We start from the raw sequence: 16,939 nt of genomic DNA, 5'->3' as shown, positions 1-16,939 counted from the left end.
GGCATGAGAGTCATGGCGCAGATGGCGATGGTGATGAACCTCGACAAGTGCATCGGGTGCCACACCTGCTCGGTGACCTGCAAGCAGGCATGGACCAACCGCTCGGGCATGGAGTACGTCTGGTTCAACAACGTGGAGACCCGCCCCGGTCTGGGTTACCCGCGTGGCTACCAGGACCAGGAGGAGTGGAAGGGCGGTTGGATCCGCACCGATCGCGGGGCGTTGAAGTTGCGGGCGGGTGGGCGCCTCAACAAGCTGCTCAACATCTTCTCCAACCCCAAGATGCCCTCCATCCAGGACTACTACGAGCCGTGGACCTACGACTACGAGACGTTGCTCAACGCCCCGGCCCAGGACCATTTCCCGGTGGCCAAGGCGTTCTCGCTGATCTCCGGCAAGCACGTCAACATCGAGTGGTCGGCGAACTGGGACGACGACCTGGGCGGCAGCCAGGAGCACGCGGTCCGCGACCCCATGCTCAAGGGGCTGGAGGACCGGGTGAAGATGGAGTTCGAGCAGACCTTCATGTTCTACCTGCCGCGGATCTGCGAGCACTGCCTGAACCCCAGCTGCGCGGCGTCCTGCCCCTCCGGCGCCATCTACAAGCGCGAGGAGGACGGCATCGTCCTGGTCGACCAGGACAAGTGCCGCGGCTGGCGGATGTGCGTCACCGGCTGCCCCTACAAGAAGGTCTACTTCAACCACAAGACCGGCAAGGCCGAGAAGTGCACCTTCTGCTACCCCCGGATCGAGGTCGGCATCCCCACGGTGTGCGCCGAGACGTGCGTCGGCCGGCTGCGCTACATCGGGCTGATGCTCTACGACGCCGACCGGGTGCTCGAGGCCGCGAGCGTCGAGGACGACCACGACCTCTACGAGGCGCAGCGCTCGGTCTTCCTGGACCCGAACGACCCGGAGGTGCAGCGTGAGGCCGAGCGGGCCGGCATCCCCGGCGACTGGATCGAGGCCGCCAAGAAGTCCCCGGTCTACGCGCTGATCAACCGCTACAAGGTGGCCCTGCCGCTGCACCCTGAGTACCGGACCATGCCGATGGTCTGGTACATCCCGCCGCTGTCGCCGGTGGTGGACGCGGTGAGCGGGACCGGGGCCGACGCGGAGGACAAGGACACCCTGCTCGCCGCGATCGACAAAATGCGGATCCCGGTGGAGTACCTGGCCAACCTGTTCACCGCGGGAGACACCGGACCGGTGGACGCGGTGCTGCGCAAGATGGCGGCCATGCGTTGCTACATGCGGGACATCAACCTCGGTCGCGACCCGCAGGCCGACATCCCCGAGGCGGTCGGGATGACCGAGGAGGACATGTACGACATGTTCCGCCTGCTGGCGCTGGCCAAGTATGAGGAGCGCTACGTCATCCCGACCGCGCACGGCGAGCAGGCACACGCCCTGGAGGAGTTGGCGACCGACTGTCCGGTCAGCGGCTTCGACGAGGAGGTCACCCGGGGCTCCGGCCCGTTCGGCGAGGGGTCCGGGCGCCCCACTCCGGTCGCCGTCGAGAACTTCCAGATGCTGCAAAACAGGCAGACGGCCGACCAGCTGGTGGGCGGCGGCAGCAAGGACGGCCGGGTCAACTTGTTGAATTGGGACGGCAAGGGTATGCCGAAGGGCCTGTTCCCGGACAAGGACGGGGACCAGTGATGCTCACCTGGTTGCGGCACCGCAGGTCCGCCCCGGGCCTGGAGGCCCACCGACAGGCGGTCGCCTGGCAGGCGGTCTCCCTGTTGTTGGAGTACCCCGAGCAACTCCTCCTCGACCGGGTCCCGATGCTCCGCGACGCCGTGGCCGATCTGCCCACGGATGTCGGCGGTCCCCTCGGGGCGTTTCTGGACCAGTTGGCGGGCGAGGGTGCGCTCGCCGCCCTCCAGACCGAGTACGTCGACACCTTCGACGTCACTCGCCGATGCTGCCTGCACCTGACCTACTTCACGCACGGGGACACCCGCAAGCGCGGGGTGGCGCTGGTGCAGTTCAAGCAGGCCTACCGCCGCGCCGGGGTCGAGCTGGCCGACGAGCAGGCCGAGCTCCCGGACCACCTGTGCGTGGTGCTGGAGTTCGGTGCCACCTGCGACGCCGACACGGCCTGGAAGTTGCTCAACGACCACCGGGTCGGGATCGAGTTGCTGCACCGCGCCCTGGTCAAACGGGACTCCAGCTGGCTCCCGGTCGTGGAGGCGCTGCGGGCGACGCTGCCCGCGCTGGACGGTGACGACGAGGTCGCGCTGCGCCGGCTGATCGCGCAGGGTCCCCCGCAGGAGCAGGTGGGCCTGGACTCTTCCCCCTACGGCAGCCACGACCCGGCACTGGACGGCCGTCTCAACCCTCGCCCCGCCGGCGCCGCTCCCGAACACCTCGGCGCCACCATCCCGGTAGGAGTCCCCCGATGAGCACCTTGCTGTGGGTCATCTTCCCCTACATCTGCCTGGCGATCTTCGTGGTGGGCCACGTCTGGCGCTACCGCTACGACAAGTTCGGGTGGACCACCCGTTCCTCCCAACTCTACGAGAGCAAGCTGCTGCGGATCGGCAGTCCGCTGTTCCACTTCGGCATCCTCGGTGTGGTCGTCGGTCACTTCATGGGGTTGGTCATCCCGCAGAGCTGGACCGACGGCGTCGGCCTGAGCCACCACGCCTATCACGTCATCGCGATGGTCGGCGGCATCCCGGCAGGCGTCGCGGCGTTGACCGGCCTGGCCATCCTGATCTACCGGCGGCGCACCGTCGGGCCGGTCTTCTCGGCCACCACGGTCAACGACAAGGTCATGTACTTCTTCCTCGCGCTGGTCATGGTGCTGGGCATCTGGAACACGATCGCCGGCGGCATCTTCCAGTTCGGTGGGGAGTACAACTACCGCGACGGGGTGTCCCCGTGGTTCCGCTCCATCTTCTGGTTCCAGCCGGACCCGCAACTCATGGTCGAGGCGCCGCTGGGCTTCCAGTTGCACGCACTGACCGCCTTCATCCTGTTCGCCCTGTGGCCGTTCACCCGGCTGGTGCACGTCTTCAGCGCCCCCCTCGGCTACTTCACCCGCCCCTACATCGTCTACCGGAGCCGGGACACCCGGGAGGGCACCGCGGTCGGGAGCCGCGCCCCCAAGCGCGGCTGGGAGCGGATCCCGGGCGGACACTGACGGCGCCACGTTGCGGACCACGCGGATGGGGGAGACTGAGACCATGCGTCCCCTCGTCGAGCCCGGGCCGGAGCTGACGGCCGAGCAGGTCAGCCGGTACTCCCGGCACCTGCTGGTGCCGCAGGTCGGGATGCTCGGGCAGCGTCGGCTGCGCAACGCCCGGGTCGCGGTCGTCGGCGCCGGCGGTCTCGGCTGCCCCGCGTTGAGCTACCTGGTGGCCGCCGGGGTCGGTGCGATCACGCTGATCGACGACGACGTCGTCGACGTCACCAACCTGCAGCGCCAGGTGCTGCACCGGGTGCAGGACGTCGGCACACCCAAGGTGGACAGCGCCGCCCGGGCACTGCGGGAGCTGAACCCGGACACCGCCCTGACCCCCCTGCATACCCGTCTGACGAGGGACACCGTGCGGGACGTGCTGTCCGGGCACGACGTGGTGCTGGACGGCACCGACAACTTCGACACCCGCTACCTGGTGAGCGACGCCTGCCGGGACCTCCGGCTGCCGCTGGTCTGGGCGGCGGTGCTGCGGTTCGACGCGCAGATCTCCACCTTCGTCCCGGGCCTGCCGGAGTCGGTGACGCTGCGCGACCTCTACCCGGTCCCGCCGCGGCCCGAGGACGTTCCCTCGTGCGCCGAGGCGGGGGTGCTCGGGGCCCTCGTCGGGCAGGTCGGCTCGATCATGGCCGGCGAGGTGGTCAAACTGCTCGCCGGCTTCGGGGAGCCGTTGGTCGGCCGGGTGCTGCTGCTCGACGCGCTCACCCAGCGCACCCGTGAGGTCCCGCTCCGCCCCGTGGGCGCCCCGCCGCTCCGTCGCCACGGTGTCGAGCGCAATGGTGTCGAGCGCGAGGGCTCCCGGGGCCACGACCGGGACGGCGCCCACCACGCCACCCGGGAGGTCGTCCCGCTGCGCGAGCTCGGCCCCGCCGAGGTGCGCGCCCTCGACCTGGCCCGGGTCACCCTGTTGGACGTGCGCGAACCGGCCGAACACGCGCTGGGCACCCTGCCCGGGGCCGCCCGGGTCCCGGTGGGCGAGGTGCTGACGTGGACGCGGGACGACCTGCCGGAGGGGCCGGTCGTCGTCTACTGCAAGGCCGGTCCCCGTGCCGAGCGGGCCGCGGCCCACCTGGTGCGGCTCGGACACCCCGACGTCTCGGTGATGAACGGCGGGATCCTGGGCTGGATCGACCAGGTCGACCCGTCGTTGCCGCGCTACTGACCGGACGAGCGCGCGATGACCCCTGCCGACTTCCCTGCCCGGGACGCCCAACCCGACGGACCGGGGCGCAGCGGTCCCGAGCACGACGTCATCGTGCTCGCCGGTGGGCGCGGGGAGCGGCTCGGCGGGGTGGACAAGTCGGCGGTCCGGGTGGCGGGACGTTCCCTGCTGGACCGGGTCCTCGCCGCCACCACGGCGGCCCGACGCGTGGTGGTCGTCGGGCCGGTCGAGGTGACCGACCCCGTCCTGGTGACCAGGGAGGACCCACCCGGCGGCGGTCCGGCCGCCGGGATCGCCGCGGGCTTCGCCGCGCTGCCCGGGCCCAGGGCCCCGTGGACCCTCGTGCTGGCGGTCGACCAGCCCGGTGCCGCCCCGGCCGTCCGGGCGCTGCTCGGGGTGCTGGACACGGTCGACCCCGAGGTCGACGTCGTCAGCCCGGTGCACCCGGAGGGCTACCGGCAGTGGTTGCTGGCCGCCTACCGGACCGACCGGCTCGCCGCGGCCCTGGGCGGGGCGGACTGGCACGGCACCTCGGTGCGGCGACTGGTCCGCGACCTGGCTTTCGCCGAGGTCCAGGTGGCCGCCGAGCACGTCGGCGACCTGGACACCTGGGAGGACGCGGCGGTGTGGGAGCGGCGGCTGGCCGGCGAGGACGAAGCGCTGCCGGGGGAGCCCGACCGGCTGCCGGGCGGGGACGGGTCAATGCCATGATGGCCAGACGAGGAACGCTGGGAGGAGTGAGTCACTGATGGCGACCGTTCGCTATTTCGCGGCCGCTGCCGAGGCGGCCGGTGCCCAGGAGGAGCGGGTCGGGGCCGACTCGCTCGGTGAGCTGCTGCAGCAGTTGGAGGAACGCCACGGGGCCGAGCTCGGCCGGGTCCTGGCCCGCAGCTCGCTGCTCTTCGAGGGACGGTATGTCGACGACCGGGAGACCCCGTTGGACGTCGACGCCGTGGTGGACGTGCTCCCGCCGTTCGCCGGCGGATAGCGGGTGTTCCGGGCGGCTCAGCCGCCGATCGCCGACATCGGGCGCGGCGGCTGGAGGAAGTTCGGCTCGTTGATGCCGTGACCGGGCAGCTTGCCCGCCACGCACTCCAGGATCAGGTCGGCCAGTTCCTGGTCGCTCGCACCGTCCCGCAGCGGGGTCCGCAGGTCGGTCTCCCCCTGGGCGAAGAGGCAGTTGCGCAACTGCCCGTCGGCGGTCAACCGGATCCGATCGCACGCCCCGCAGAACGGCGCGGAGACCGAGGCGATCACGCCGACCGTCTCCGGGCCACCGTCGACCAGGAAGCGTTCGGCCGGGGCGCTGCCACGACCGGGCAGCGGCTCGAGGTCGTAGACGGTGCGCAACCGGGTGAGCACCTCCTCGCCGGTCACCATGCCCTCCCGGTTCCAGGTATGGCCGGCGTCCAACGGCATCTGCTCGATGAACCGCAGCTGGTAGCCGTGCTCCAGGGCGAAGGCCAACAGGTCGACGGCCTCGATGTCGTTGATGTCGCGCATCAGGACGGTGTTCAGCTTCACCGGGGTCAACCCGGCGGCGGCCGCGGCCTCGATGCCGCGCAGCGTGTCGTCCAAACGGTTGCGGCGCGCCAACGCCTTGAACGTCTCGGGCCGGAGGGTGTCCAGGCTGATGTTGACCCGGGAGAGCCCGGCCTCCACCAGGGCGGTGGCGGTCTTGTCCAGGCCCAGCGCGTTGGTGGTCATCGACACCTCGGGCCCCAGCTTGGCCGTGCCCGCCACGACGTCGACCAGGTCGGGACGGAGCAGCGGCTCACCGCCGGTCAGCCGCACCTCGTCGATGCCGAGGTCGACCAGCACACCGATCAGGTAGAGCAGCTCCTCGGTCGAGAGCAGGGTGTCCTTGGGCAGCCACGGCAACCCCTGCGCCGGCATGCAGTAGGTGCAGCGCAGCGAGCACCGGTCGGTCAGCGAGACCCGCAGGTCCCGGTGCACCCGGCCGTGCCGGTCGACCAGGCGGCTCATCGGTGGTCCCACCCTTCCAACTGGTCCAGGATGTGCGGCAGCAGCGGGGCCAGCGCGTCGAAGGACTGGTCGATGGCCTTGAGGCTGCCGGGGAGATTCACCAGGAGCGTGCCCGTCCGGTCCTCGGCGTCCACCACGCCGACGACGCCGCGGGACAGCGCGGCGAGCGGGGTGTGCCTGGCCCCCTCGCGCCGCATGTGCTCGGCGACCCCCACCAGCTCGCGGGTGACCAACGCCCCCGTCGCCTCGGGCGTGAAGTCGCGGGGGGAGACCCCGGTCCCGCCCGTGGTCAGGATGATCCGGTAGCCGTCGGCGATGCCCTGCTCCAGCGCGGACCGGACCGGCTCGACACCGTCGGGCACCAGGACGGGGCCGGATGCGGCATACCCCTGCTCGGTGAGCCGCTCGAGGAGGCGCGGGCCGGAGCGGTCCTCCCGCCGTCCACCGGCCGAGCGGTCGGACACGGTGATGACCAGGACCCGCACGGGGTCCTGCGCCTCGTCGGTCGCGGACTCGCTCATCTGCCCATACTAGGCCGTGTCGTAACGCGCGGCCCGGCGGGTGGTGTGGGCGCTGACCTGCGGCTTTTTCGGCACCGGGTCGGGGGCCCGAATCACGGCTCGGCGGTCCCGCCGGTGACCCGACGCCCGGTCACCGGGACGTCGGCTCGCCCGCCTGCTCGGGGGCGCAGATGATGCAGAACATCCGCCGACCGGGCAGGGCGTGGGCGGTCGGTGCGCCGGGCGAGTGCTCCTCGACGTAGGCGGTGCCGACCGTGGCGTGCTCCCGGCAGATGCCGGCACCACAGACCGAGCAGATGGCCAGGGCCGTGGTGTCGGTGTCCTGTCGCGTGGCGCAGGTGTAGCAGTTCATGAGGGCTCCTTCGACCGGGCCCTCGCGAGGTCTCGCGGGTGGGCCTCACCGAGGGCCGTGGACGGGGTCCATCCTCATTTCCGACCGTAGCACCGACGACTGCGGTCGGGCGCCCGACCGATGCCCTCATCCGCCCAGCCACTGCCCCACGACGACCCCCGCGGCCACCCCGGCGAGGGTGAGCAGCAGGGTGCCCACGGTGTTCGCCGTCGCGCGCCGGAGGTCCCCGGCCCTGGCCAGCCGCACGCTCTCGACCATCGAGGTGGAGAACGTGGTGAACCCACCGCAGAACCCGGTCGCGCCGATCACGTATGCCGGGGGAGACGTGGTGGCGACGGCGGCCGTGAGCACGCCGATCAGGAACGAGCCGCTGACGTTCACCACCAGGGTGCCGAGCGGGAACTCCCGCGGCCACCGGGACCGCACCGAGGAGTCCAGCAGGAACCGGCACGCGGCGCCCACCCCACCGAACAGGCTCACCAGGACGAAGACCGGCACCGTCACCGGGTCGCACCGCCCCCGAGTCGGGTGGCCACGGCGATCCCGAGCAGGCAGGTGAGCAGGCCCAGCCCGACACTGCCCAGGCCGTAGCCGACGGCCAGCCACACCTCGTGCGCGGCAAGCTGCTGGTGCAGCTCCAGGGCGAACGCCGAGTAGGTGGTGAAGCCGCCCAGCGCGCCGGTGCCGATCCCGAGCCGCAGGACCTGCTGCCGTGGGGTCTCCGGCCCGCGGCGCAGCAGCGACTCCAACAGCAGTCCGAGCAGGAACGCCCCGACGAGGTTGACCATGAGGGTGGCCAGCGGCAGACCCCCCTCGTGCGGCAGCCACTGGGCGACGCCGGCCCGGGCGGCCGTGCCGACCGTCCCCCCGACCGCGACGAGCAAAAGGAGCAGCGGGTCCCGGTGTGCCGGGCGACTCACGTCCTGGAGGTGCGCACGTGGACCGGGACGAGCAGGACGGGGCGCTCCTGGGTGTGCGCCAGCCGGGCCGCGATGGACCCGCCGACCACCTCGTTCATCCACCCCGCGAAACCGGGGCGGCGCGTGCCGACCACCACCATGGAGGCGTCCCACTGGTGGGCGGCCTTGGCCAGCCCGGTCGCGACGTCGCCGGAGGTGTGGTCCAGCCGCCAGCTCACCGGGGAGCTGGCCAGGGCCTCGGCCACCAGGTCGAGCAGGTCGGGCTCCAGCACGATCGCGTCGGTGCCCAGCTGGTCGGGGTCCAGCGGCGTGGTGAGGATCGAGCCGTCGGCCCCCGTGTCGAAGATGATCTGGGTGCTGTCGACCCAGAGGCAGCGCAGACCGGCATCCATCGCGGTGGCCATCTCGGCGGCCCGCTGGATCACCCGGTGGTCCTGACCGGGCTCGATGCCGACCACGATGCAGTGCTCCGGCTCACCGCCGGACCACTGGCCGTACCCGGAAGGGCGCTGACTCTCCACGATCCGAGGTTAGCGGGTATGGCACCGGCCGGGGGAGCCCCGACCGGCGATCCCGCACTCCTGCGTCTACTCCTGGGCGAAGACGGAGTCGAAGGCGGCCGACGGCGGGTCGAAGTCGAGCCGCCGGAGGAACTCCAGCGCCTCGGGGGCACCCTGCAGCCGGTCCATCCCGGCGTCCTCCCACTCCACCGAGATGGGCCCGTCGTAGCCGATGGTCCGCAGCGCCCGGAAGCAGTCCTCCCACGGGACGTCGCCCCGGCCGGTGGAGACGAAGTCCCAACCGCGGCGCGGGTCGCCCCACGGCAGGTGGGAGCCGAGCCGGCCGTTGCGGCCGTTGCCGATCCGCATCCGGGTGTCCTTGCAGTCCACGTGGTAGATCCGGTCGGCGAAGTCGCTGATGAAGCCGACGACGTCGATGTCCTGCCACATCATGTGGCTGGGGTCCCAGTTCAGCCCGAACGCCTCCCGGTGGCCGATCGCCTCCAGGGTGCGCACGGTCGACCAGTAGTCGTAGGCGATCTCCGAAGGGTGCACCTCGTGGGCGAACCGGACGCCGCACTCGTCGAAGACGTCCAGGATCGGGTTCCACCGGTCGGCGAAGTCCTGGTAGCCGGCCTCGATCCGCTCGGCGGGCACGGGCGGGAACATCGCGACGTACTGCCAGATCGAGGACCCGGTGAAGCCGACGACGGTGTCCACCCCCATCCGCTGGGCGAGGCGGGCGGTGAGCTTCAGCTCCTCGGCGGCGCGCTGCCGGACGCCCTCGGGGTCCCCGTCGCCCCACACCCGCGGCCCGACGATCGGCTGGTGCCGCTCGTCGATCGGGTCGTCGCACACCGCCTGCCCCTTCAGGTGGTTGGAGATCGCCCACACCTGCAGCCCGTGCCGGCGCAGGATGTCGAGCCGGCCCTCGACATACTCCTCGTCGTCCCAGCGCCAGGCGTCCAGGTGCTCGCCGGAGACCGCGATCTCCAGGCCGTCGTAGCCCCACCCGGCGGCCAGCCCGGCGACCTCCTCCAGGGTGAGGTCGGCCCACTGGCCGGTGAAGAGGGTGAAGTTGCGTGGCATGGCGTCTCCTTCGTCGCTGTGCGGTCTCTAGTTTCCGGTGTCGACCCGGGCGCCGCCCCGGGCGTGGCTGGCCTCCACGGCGGCCAGCACCCGCTGGACCGCCAGGCCGGCGGCGAAGTCGGGCTGGACCGGCTCGCCCCGGTCGACCGCCCGGAGGAAGTCCGCGGCCTGGGAGGTGAAGGTGTGGTCCCACCCGAGCACGTGGCCGGCCGGCCACCAGGCGGCGAGGTAGGGATGGTCCGGCTCGGTGACCAGGACCGTCTCGGCCCCGCCGCCGGTGCCGGAGAGCACCCGCAGCTCGTTGAGCCGCTCCAGGTCGAACCGGATGGACCCGTCCGTGCCGTAGAGCTCGACCTGGAGGGAGTTCTTGCGTCCGGTCGCGACCCGGCTCACCTCGAGGCTGGCCACGACTCCCGAGGCGGTTTGCAGGGTGGCCCAGGCCGCGTCGTCGACGGTCACCTCCTCGGGGCCCGACGGACCGGGGCGCTGCGGCACGAAGGTGCGCAGCTCGCCCCGCACGCTGGTCACCGTCTCGCCGAGCAGGTAGTGCACCTGGTCGACGGCGTGCGAGCCCAGGTCGCCGAGCACGCCGGTGCCGGCGGTCTCCTTGCGCAGCCGCCAGGTCATCGGGGCCCGGTCGTCGGCGAGCCAGTCCTGCAGGTAGCTCAGCCGCACCGCCCGGACCTGTCCGATCCGGCCCTCGCGGACCAGGTCGCGGGCCAGCGCGAGGGCGGGGACGCGGCGGTAGTTGAAGCCGAGCATCGCCCGGCCGGCGCCGGGCGCGGTGGCGGCCGCCACCAGGTCCTCGCACTCGGCGACGCTGTTGGCCAGCGGCTTCTCGACCAGCACGTGCTTGCCCGCGGCCAGGGCGGCCAGCGCGACCTCGGCGTGCAGGTGGCCGGGGGTGCAGACGTCCACGATGTCGACGTCGTCCCGCGCGATGACCTGCCGCCAGTCGGTGGCGGCCTCGGCCCAGCCGTACCGGTCCGCCGCCTCCCGCACGCCGGCCCCGTCCCGCCCGACGAGGACCTGCATCTGTACGGCAGGGACCTCGGGGTAGAAGGCTCGGACGTTGCGCCAGGCGTTGGAGTGGGCCTTGCCCATGAAGGAGTAGCCGATCACGGCGACGGCGAGGGGCCGTGCGGGTGTGCCGGCACCGGCGGACGGGTCGGTCATGGTGTCTCCCCCTGGGTGGTGAGGTCGCGGAGGAAGGCGAGGCCGGTGCGGGCCAGGTCGTCCTGGGTGGCGGCCAGCGGCCGCCAGATGGAGGCGGCGGTGGCGATGGAGGCGTTGTCGGCGGTGAAGCTCTCGATGGCGAGCGCGCCCCGGTAGCCGACCTCGTCGAGCGCGTCGAGGAGGGCCGGCCAGTCGGTCTGGTCCCCGCCGGGGGCACCGCGGTCGTTGCCGCAGACCTGCAGGTGTACCAGGTGCCGCCCGGCGCGGCGGACCGCGTCGGCGGACGAGCGCTCCTCGATGTTGAGGTGGTAACTGTCCAGCGCCAGGCCGACGGCGCCGCCCTCCTGGAGCAGGTCCCCCAGCCCGGTCATGGCCTGCTCCACGGTGTTGACCAGGGAGGTCTCGTAGCGGTTCAGCGGTTCGATGCCGATCCGGACCCCGGCCGCGGCCGCGTGCTCGACGACCGGCGCCAGGTGCTCCCGCCACTGTCGGTATGCCGACTCCCGGGCCTGCGGGGTCAGTCGCCAGACGCGGCCGGTGGCGGCGTAGAACGGCCCGCAGACGGCGGGTGCGCCGATCGCGTGGGCGAGGTCGAGGCAGCCCCGCAGGTAGTCCTGGGTGGCGCGCACCGACGCGGGGTCGGTGTCGACCAGGTCCCGGCCGGGCGCCATGGCTCCCACGACATACGGCCGGAGTCCGGTGTCGGCCAGCGCGGTGGTCACCGCCGCCGGCGTGAGGTCACCGACGTTCTCCAGCGGCAGTTCGACGGCGTCGAACCCCAGGTCCGAGACGTGCCGCAGCAGGCCGGGCAGGTCGGCGTCGGTCAGCGGCGAGGTCCAGACCCAGGTGTTGATGCCGAGGGGTCGCACGGTGGGGCTCCTCCGGGGGGCATTTGGGCAGATGGTGGGGACAGGTCACGGCAGGCAAGGTCCGGGAGGGACGGCGGGTCCGCCCGCCAGTTGGCGGACCCGCCGTCCCCGTCACGGGACCGGCACCGGGCCGGGTCAGGGGATGGTGCGCTCCTGCCAGACCTGCGGGTAGCCGGGCAGGTCCTCGCCACCGAACTTGGCGTAGTGCCCGTCGGGCATGCCGTCGTTGGCGGCCAGGTAGTCGGCGCGCTCGTCCTCGGTGATCGGCGTCTGCGGGAGCACCCACTCGGTGGGCACCTCCTCGCCGGCGAAGATCTTCTCGACCGCCAGCAGCGGGGTGCGCCACTGGAAGTTGGAGTAGACCGGTGCCAGGCCGGTCAGGCCGGTGTCCTCCCACTTGCGCAGGAAGCTCATCTCGTCCTCCCCGGTCATCACCGGGTAGTCGGCCCCGGCGTCCTCGAACGCCTCGATGGCGGCGACGGCACCGTCACCGGCGTCCATCCACACGCCCTGCACGTCACCGCGGGCCAGCTCGTCGGAGATGATCTTCTTGATCTCGGTGGGGTCGGCGCCGGTGAAGTAGTCGACCGCCTCGATGCCGCTCTCGCCGAAGATCTTCTCCGCGGCGGCCCACCGGTGCTCGAGCACGTCGACGCCCGGCAGGATCCGCAGCGCCACGACCTTGTCGCCCTCGGACAGGTTGTCGACCAGGAACTCGGCGGTGTCGATGCCCCACGCGAAGCCACCGATCGGGTGGATGAAGGTGGTGGCGCAGTCGGTCTCGACGCCACGGTCGAAGACCACGACCGGCTTGCCGGTCTCACAGGCACGCTCCACCGCCGGGGTCATCGCGGCCGTCGAGTTCGGCGAGATGACGAAGGCGTCGCAGTCGCCCTCGCTGATGAAGTAGTCGATGTCGGCGATCTGGGTGTTGTCGTCGTCCTGGGCGTCGCGGGTCTCCATCTCGGAGATCACGCCGGCCTCCTGGAGCGCCTTGAGCTGCTCGTTCATGGTGATCCAGCCGGTCTGGCGCCACGGGTTGCTGATCGAGGCGTTGGCGAAGCAGACCTTCTTGGCGCCGTCGGAGGCGAACTCGGAGGTGTCGGTCATCGGCCCGTCGATGTACTGCAGGAACGGCTGCTCGGGGTCGCCCTCGAAGGTGGCCGAACGCTGCTCGTACTGGGTGTCGTAGACGGCCTGGTCGAACCACTCCTCGGTGGAGCCCTCGTCCTCGCCGCCGCCCTCCTCACCGGCTTCTCCGGTGTCCCCGGCGTCGTCCTCCCCGCCGCCTGCCGCCTCGGCGGAGGAGGTCTCGGGATCGTCCAGGGACGGGTCGGTGGAACACGCCGCGAGCATCGCGAGCGCCGCAACGGCCGCCAGGGGGCGGACCAACTTCGTTCTGCGCATCAGTTCTCTCCTGTGGTGGTGCCCGGGGCGGGCGGGGTGGGGTCGGTGGCACGGGGGGTGCCTGGGGAGTCGGGGGTATGCCGAGCGGGTTCGGCAGGGGGGTCGGGGACCGGTCGCTTCGGGCGGCGTCCGGCGGTCCAGGCCCGCCCGGCAGCGGCCACGGCGAGGATGATGATCACGCCCTGCACGGTGTCCCGCCAGGTGGAGGCGACGCCGAGGAAGTTGAGCAGGGTGAAGAGCAGCTCGAGGGCGAACGCGCCGGCCGCGGCCGACAGCACCCACCCGCGCCCACCGCCGAGGACGACGCCACCCAGCACGACGGCGGTGATGGCGGTGAACTCGTAGCCGCGGCCGACGGAGGGGTGCACCCCGGCATACCCGACGAGAATGATCCCGGCGACGGTGGCGGCCAGCGAGGACAGCACGAAGGCGCGGGTCTTCAGCCACCAGACCCGGGTGCCGGACAGGTGCGCGGTCTCCGCGTTGTCGCCGGCCGCGATCAGCGTGCGGCCGAACGGGCGGCGCATCAGCCAGACCGCGAGCAGCGCCGTGACGACCAGGATGATCGCCGGGTAGGGGATGATCTCCAGGACCGGCACGTCGCGGATGCCGCCGCGGCCGATCTGCCGGAAGCTGTCGACCGGGTTGCCGGTCGCCGCCCCGCCGGTCAGGTAGAGCACCAGGCCGGACAGCGCCAGCATGGTGCCGAGGGTGACGATGAAGCTGGGCACCCGCAGCAACGTGGTGGCCAACCCGTTGACCAGGCCGACCAGGATCCCCAGGCCGACCATCAGCGCCATGACCTGCAGGATCTTGGACTCGTCCTGGCCGATCAGATTGCCGGAGATGACCACCTGCATGGTGACGACCGAGCCCATGGACAGGTCGAACTCGCCGGAGACGATGACGAAGTACTGGCCCATCGCGGCGATCGCGATCGGTGCGGTCCGGCCGAAGAAGCGGATCAGGGAGCCGGGCTCCCCGAAGTTGGGGTTGGCCACGATCACGGCGACGAGCAGGGCCAGGACGAGCACGAAGACCGCCCCGCCGGGGGTGCCGAGGGCGCGCACCGTGCGCCGCCCCAGCCCGCCCTGGTGCTCGGCGAGCGGTGCCCGGCCGGACCGGTCCAGCCCGGGGGTGCCCAGGCCCGGGGTCGTCGCGGTGCTCATCGGGCCTCCTGCAGCGCGGCGTCGGTCACCGACGGGCGGGCGAACCGGGCCGGTCGGCGGTCGGTGTTGCGGCGGGCGTAGACGGCGACGGCCACGATGATGACCAGGCCGCGCACGACGTCCTTGAGGAAGGGGTTGACCTCCATGACGCCCATCACGTTGTCCAGCACGGCGAAGATCGCCACGCCCCCGAGCGTGCCCATGATGTTGCCCTTGCCCCCGGCGAGGACGGTGCCGCCGAGCACGACCGCCGCGATCGACATCAGGTCGTAGCCGCCCTGGGTGCCGATGGTGGGGCTGCCGACGGACAGCCGGGCCAGCAGCAGGAGGCCGGCGATGCCGGCGAGCAGCGAGCAGAGCACGTGGGCCAGCACGACCGGCGTCGCGGTCCGCAGCCCGGACATCCGGGCGACCTCCACGTTGCCTCCCACGGCATACAGGTGGTGGCCGATCCGGGTGCGGCGCAGCAGCAGGATCACCAGGGCCGCGCAGCCGAGCATGATCAGGGTGGAGACCGGGACCGGCCCGATGTTGGTCGCGCCGATCAGCCGGAAGTCGCGCGGGGCCGACCCCGCGGTGCCCTTGTAGTTGGTCGCCAGGTAGCCGGACAGGATCAGGCCCATGCCGAGCGTGGCGATGAACCCGTGCACCCGCCAGTGCGCCACCACCAGGCCGCTGACCAGCCCGATCGCCGCCGACACGAGCAGCGCCACGACGACGCCGAGCAGGATGTTGCTGGTCTGCCCGGCCATCAGCACCCCGGCCACCAGGCTGCTCAGGCTGGTCACGTAGGGGACCGACAGGTCGAGGCTGCCGGCCAGGATGACCAGCGTCTGCCCGATCGCGATGAACCCCAGGATGCTGGTGCCGGTGAGGATCGCCGAGATGTTGCCGGGGCTGAAGAAGTTGCGCCCCGAGGCCGCGGTCAGCACCACGCCCAGGACGAGCACGAGCGCCAGCACCAGGTAGACGATGACGGTGGAGGTGAGGGGCGTGCCGCGGCGCCCGACCCGATCGGTCATGCCGCACCACCGTCCGCGACGGCACCCGTGGCGAGGTTGAGCACGTCCTCCTCGGAGGAGCCTGCCGGGAGTTCGCCGGCCAGGCGTCCGTCGCGCATCACCAGGATGCGGTCCGACATGCCGATCACCTCCGGGAGCTCGCTGGAGACCATCAGGATCCCGACGCCGTCGGCCGCCAGGCCGCGCATCAGCTCGTAGATGCTGTGCTTGGCGCCGACGTCGATGCCGCGGGTGGGCTCGTCCATCAGCACCACCCGTGGGTGCGTGCTCAGCCAGCGCGCGAGCACCACCTTCTGCTGGTTGCCCCCGGAGAGGAACTGGACCTCCTGGTCCATCCCGCGGGCGGCCACCTGCATCGAGGAGAGCACCCCGGGCATCGCCCGGCGGGCCGTGCCGGTCCGGCCCGGGAAGGTCGCGCGGACCACGCCCAGCGCGTTGTCCAGGATCGACTGGTTCAGCGAGAGTCCCTTGGCCTTGCGGTCCTCGGTCACCAGCGCCAGGCCCCGCCGGATCGCCTGTCGGGGTGAGCCGATCCGGGCCGGCTTGCCCCCCAGCTGCAGCGTGCCGCGGGTGAACGGCGTGACCCCGAAGATGCCCTCGAGCACCTCGGTGCGCCCGGATCCCTGGAGCCCGGCCAGGCCCACGATCTCCCCGGCGCGCAGCGTCAGGTCGATGCCGTCGACATACCCGTTGCCCGCACCGGTGAGGGTGACCAGCTCCTCACCCACCTCGGTCCCGGGGACCGGGTCGGGGAAGAAGGAGGAGATGGAGCGGCCGACCATCAGCCGGACCAGGGACGCGTCGTCGAGGTCGGCGGCCGGGGCGGTCCTGACCAGCGCGCCGTCCTTGAGCACGGTGATCGTGTCGCAGAGGTCGAAGATCTCCTTCAGCCGGTGGGAGACGTAGAGGATCGCGACGTCCCGGGCCAGCAGCCGCCGGATGATCGCGTAGAGCAGCTCGACCTCGTGGTCGGCGAGGGCGGCGGTCGGCTCGTCCATCGAGATGATCCGCGCGTCGTAGCTGACCGCCTTGGCGATCTCCACGATCTGCTGCTCGGCCACGGACAGCGAGCGCACCACCCGGGTCGGGGCGAGGCCGGTGACGCCGAGGCCGGTGAGCAGCTCGGCGGCGTCGTGCTGCATCCGCGCGGTGTCCACCAGGCCGCGCGACCGGGGCTCGCGGCCCAGGTAGATGTTCTCCGCGACGGTCCGGTCCGGGAGCAGGTTGAACTCCTGGAAGACGGTGGACAGCCCGGCCTGCTGGGCCTGCACCGGGTGGCTGAACCGGACCTGCTCACCGGCGATCTCGACGGTGCCCCCGTCCGGCTCGTGCACGCCCGCGAGGACCTTCATGAGGGTGGACTTGCCGGCGCCGTTCTCGCCGACGAGGCCGTGCACCTGGCCCGGGTAGAGCTCGAGGTCGACGTCCCGCAGCACCGCGTGACCGAAGAAGCGCTTCGTCACCCCGGTGGCCCGCAGCAGGGGCACGGACGGCCCCGGCACGGGGGTCGCTGAGGCGGTGGGCACGACGGTGGACGACACAGTCCGGACTATGGCAT

General features: G+C 71.8%; 19 protein-coding genes. 6 read left to right on the top strand and 13 right to left on the bottom strand.

Features of this window, described 5'->3' with window-relative positions; genetic code table 11:
• Nucleotides 1–3: 3 nt before the first annotated feature.
• From narH to FB467_RS01450, 6 genes are read left to right on the top strand one after another with little or no spacing between them, the layout of a single operon-like run.
• A complete protein-coding gene (narH, locus tag FB467_RS01475) occupies nucleotides 4–1,662 on the top strand; it encodes a nitrate reductase subunit beta (RefSeq protein ID WP_141783513.1) in 1,659 nt (552 codons plus the stop codon).
• Nucleotides 1,662–2,408, top strand: a complete 747-nt coding sequence (gene narJ / locus FB467_RS01470) for a nitrate reductase molybdenum cofactor assembly chaperone (RefSeq protein ID WP_141783512.1) — start codon at nucleotides 1,662–1,664, stop codon at nucleotides 2,406–2,408. The genes narH and narJ overlap by 1 nt, the downstream gene beginning before the upstream one ends.
• Nucleotides 2,405–3,151, top strand: a complete 747-nt coding sequence (gene narI, locus FB467_RS01465; RefSeq protein WP_141783511.1) for a respiratory nitrate reductase subunit gamma — start codon at nucleotides 2,405–2,407, stop codon at nucleotides 3,149–3,151. The genes narJ and narI overlap by 4 nt, the downstream gene beginning before the upstream one ends.
• A gap of 43 nt (nucleotides 3,152–3,194) precedes the next feature.
• Nucleotides 3,195–4,370, top strand: coding sequence for a molybdopterin-synthase adenylyltransferase MoeB (gene moeB / locus FB467_RS01460; RefSeq protein ID WP_141783510.1), 1,176 nt, complete (start codon nucleotides 3,195–3,197; stop codon nucleotides 4,368–4,370).
• A gap of 15 nt (nucleotides 4,371–4,385) precedes the next feature.
• Nucleotides 4,386–5,081 (top strand): molybdenum cofactor guanylyltransferase, encoded by a 696-nt coding sequence (gene mobA / locus FB467_RS01455; RefSeq protein WP_141783509.1) that lies wholly within the window; start codon nucleotides 4,386–4,388, stop codon nucleotides 5,079–5,081.
• Between the two features lie 37 nt (nucleotides 5,082–5,118).
• On the top strand, nucleotides 5,119–5,358 hold the full coding sequence (locus FB467_RS01450; RefSeq protein WP_141783508.1) for a MoaD/ThiS family protein: 240 nt from the start codon (nucleotides 5,119–5,121) through the stop codon (nucleotides 5,356–5,358).
• A gap of 17 nt (nucleotides 5,359–5,375) precedes the next feature.
• Here the strand turns inward: FB467_RS01450 and moaA are convergent, their stop codons facing one another.
• The 13 genes from moaA to FB467_RS01385 all read right to left on the bottom strand — a co-directional run bounded on the left by moaA (nucleotide 5,376) and on the right by FB467_RS01385 (nucleotide 16,922).
• Complete coding sequence (gene moaA, locus FB467_RS01445; RefSeq protein ID WP_141783507.1) at nucleotides 5,376–6,356, bottom strand: GTP 3',8-cyclase MoaA; 981 nt, start codon at nucleotides 6,354–6,356, stop codon at nucleotides 5,376–5,378.
• On the bottom strand, nucleotides 6,353–6,877 hold the full coding sequence (locus FB467_RS01440) for a MogA/MoaB family molybdenum cofactor biosynthesis protein (protein ID WP_141783506.1): 525 nt from the start codon (nucleotides 6,875–6,877) through the stop codon (nucleotides 6,353–6,355). The genes moaA and FB467_RS01440 overlap by 4 nt, the downstream gene beginning before the upstream one ends.
• A gap of 130 nt (nucleotides 6,878–7,007) precedes the next feature.
• The gene (locus tag FB467_RS01435) at nucleotides 7,008–7,229 is read right to left on the bottom strand and encodes a DUF2180 family protein (protein ID WP_141783505.1); all 222 of its coding nucleotides are present in this window, start codon (nucleotides 7,227–7,229) and stop codon (nucleotides 7,008–7,010) included.
• A 126-nt stretch (nucleotides 7,230–7,355) separates the two neighbouring features.
• Nucleotides 7,356–7,733, bottom strand: coding sequence for a fluoride efflux transporter CrcB (gene crcB / locus FB467_RS01430; protein ID WP_141783504.1), 378 nt, complete (start codon nucleotides 7,731–7,733; stop codon nucleotides 7,356–7,358).
• On the bottom strand, nucleotides 7,730–8,149 hold the full coding sequence (locus FB467_RS01425; protein WP_141783503.1) for a fluoride efflux transporter FluC: 420 nt from the start codon (nucleotides 8,147–8,149) through the stop codon (nucleotides 7,730–7,732). The genes crcB and FB467_RS01425 overlap by 4 nt, the downstream gene beginning before the upstream one ends.
• Nucleotides 8,146–8,670 carry a universal stress protein gene (locus FB467_RS01420; protein WP_170230514.1) on the bottom strand — a complete coding sequence of 175 codons (525 nt, stop codon included), beginning with the start codon at nucleotides 8,668–8,670 and terminating at the stop codon, nucleotides 8,146–8,148. Before FB467_RS01420 ends, FB467_RS01425 begins: the two co-directional genes overlap by 4 nt.
• Nucleotides 8,671–8,736: 66 nt before the next feature.
• Complete coding sequence (locus FB467_RS01415) at nucleotides 8,737–9,738, bottom strand: sugar phosphate isomerase/epimerase family protein (protein ID WP_141783501.1); 1,002 nt, start codon at nucleotides 9,736–9,738, stop codon at nucleotides 8,737–8,739.
• 27 nt (nucleotides 9,739–9,765) lie between these two features.
• On the bottom strand, nucleotides 9,766–10,914 hold the full coding sequence (locus tag FB467_RS01410) for a Gfo/Idh/MocA family protein (protein WP_141783500.1): 1,149 nt from the start codon (nucleotides 10,912–10,914) through the stop codon (nucleotides 9,766–9,768).
• A complete protein-coding gene (locus FB467_RS01405) occupies nucleotides 10,911–11,783 on the bottom strand; it encodes a sugar phosphate isomerase/epimerase family protein (RefSeq protein WP_141783499.1) in 873 nt (290 codons plus the stop codon). The genes FB467_RS01410 and FB467_RS01405 overlap by 4 nt, the downstream gene beginning before the upstream one ends.
• A gap of 135 nt (nucleotides 11,784–11,918) precedes the next feature.
• The gene (locus FB467_RS01400; protein WP_141783498.1) at nucleotides 11,919–13,190 is read right to left on the bottom strand and encodes a substrate-binding domain-containing protein; all 1,272 of its coding nucleotides are present in this window, start codon (nucleotides 13,188–13,190) and stop codon (nucleotides 11,919–11,921) included.
• Complete coding sequence (locus FB467_RS01395; protein ID WP_141783497.1) at nucleotides 13,190–14,359, bottom strand: ABC transporter permease; 1,170 nt, start codon at nucleotides 14,357–14,359, stop codon at nucleotides 13,190–13,192. Before FB467_RS01395 ends, FB467_RS01400 begins: the two co-directional genes overlap by 1 nt.
• Nucleotides 14,356–15,381, bottom strand: a complete 1,026-nt coding sequence (locus tag FB467_RS01390; RefSeq protein WP_141783496.1) for an ABC transporter permease — start codon at nucleotides 15,379–15,381, stop codon at nucleotides 14,356–14,358. Before FB467_RS01390 ends, FB467_RS01395 begins: the two co-directional genes overlap by 4 nt.
• Nucleotides 15,378–16,922: a sugar ABC transporter ATP-binding protein gene (locus tag FB467_RS01385; protein ID WP_228393422.1), complete on the bottom strand. Its 1,545-nt coding sequence runs from the start codon at nucleotides 16,920–16,922 to the stop codon at nucleotides 15,378–15,380. Before FB467_RS01385 ends, FB467_RS01390 begins: the two co-directional genes overlap by 4 nt.
• Between the last annotated feature and the right edge of the window lie 17 nt (nucleotides 16,923–16,939).

Source organism: Ornithinicoccus hortensis, from assembly GCF_006716185.1.
GTDB lineage: Bacteria > Actinomycetota > Actinomycetes > Actinomycetales > Dermatophilaceae > Ornithinicoccus > Ornithinicoccus hortensis.
Note: the sequence above shows the minus strand (reverse complement) of the source record. Positions and strands in the feature narration are given on the sequence as shown.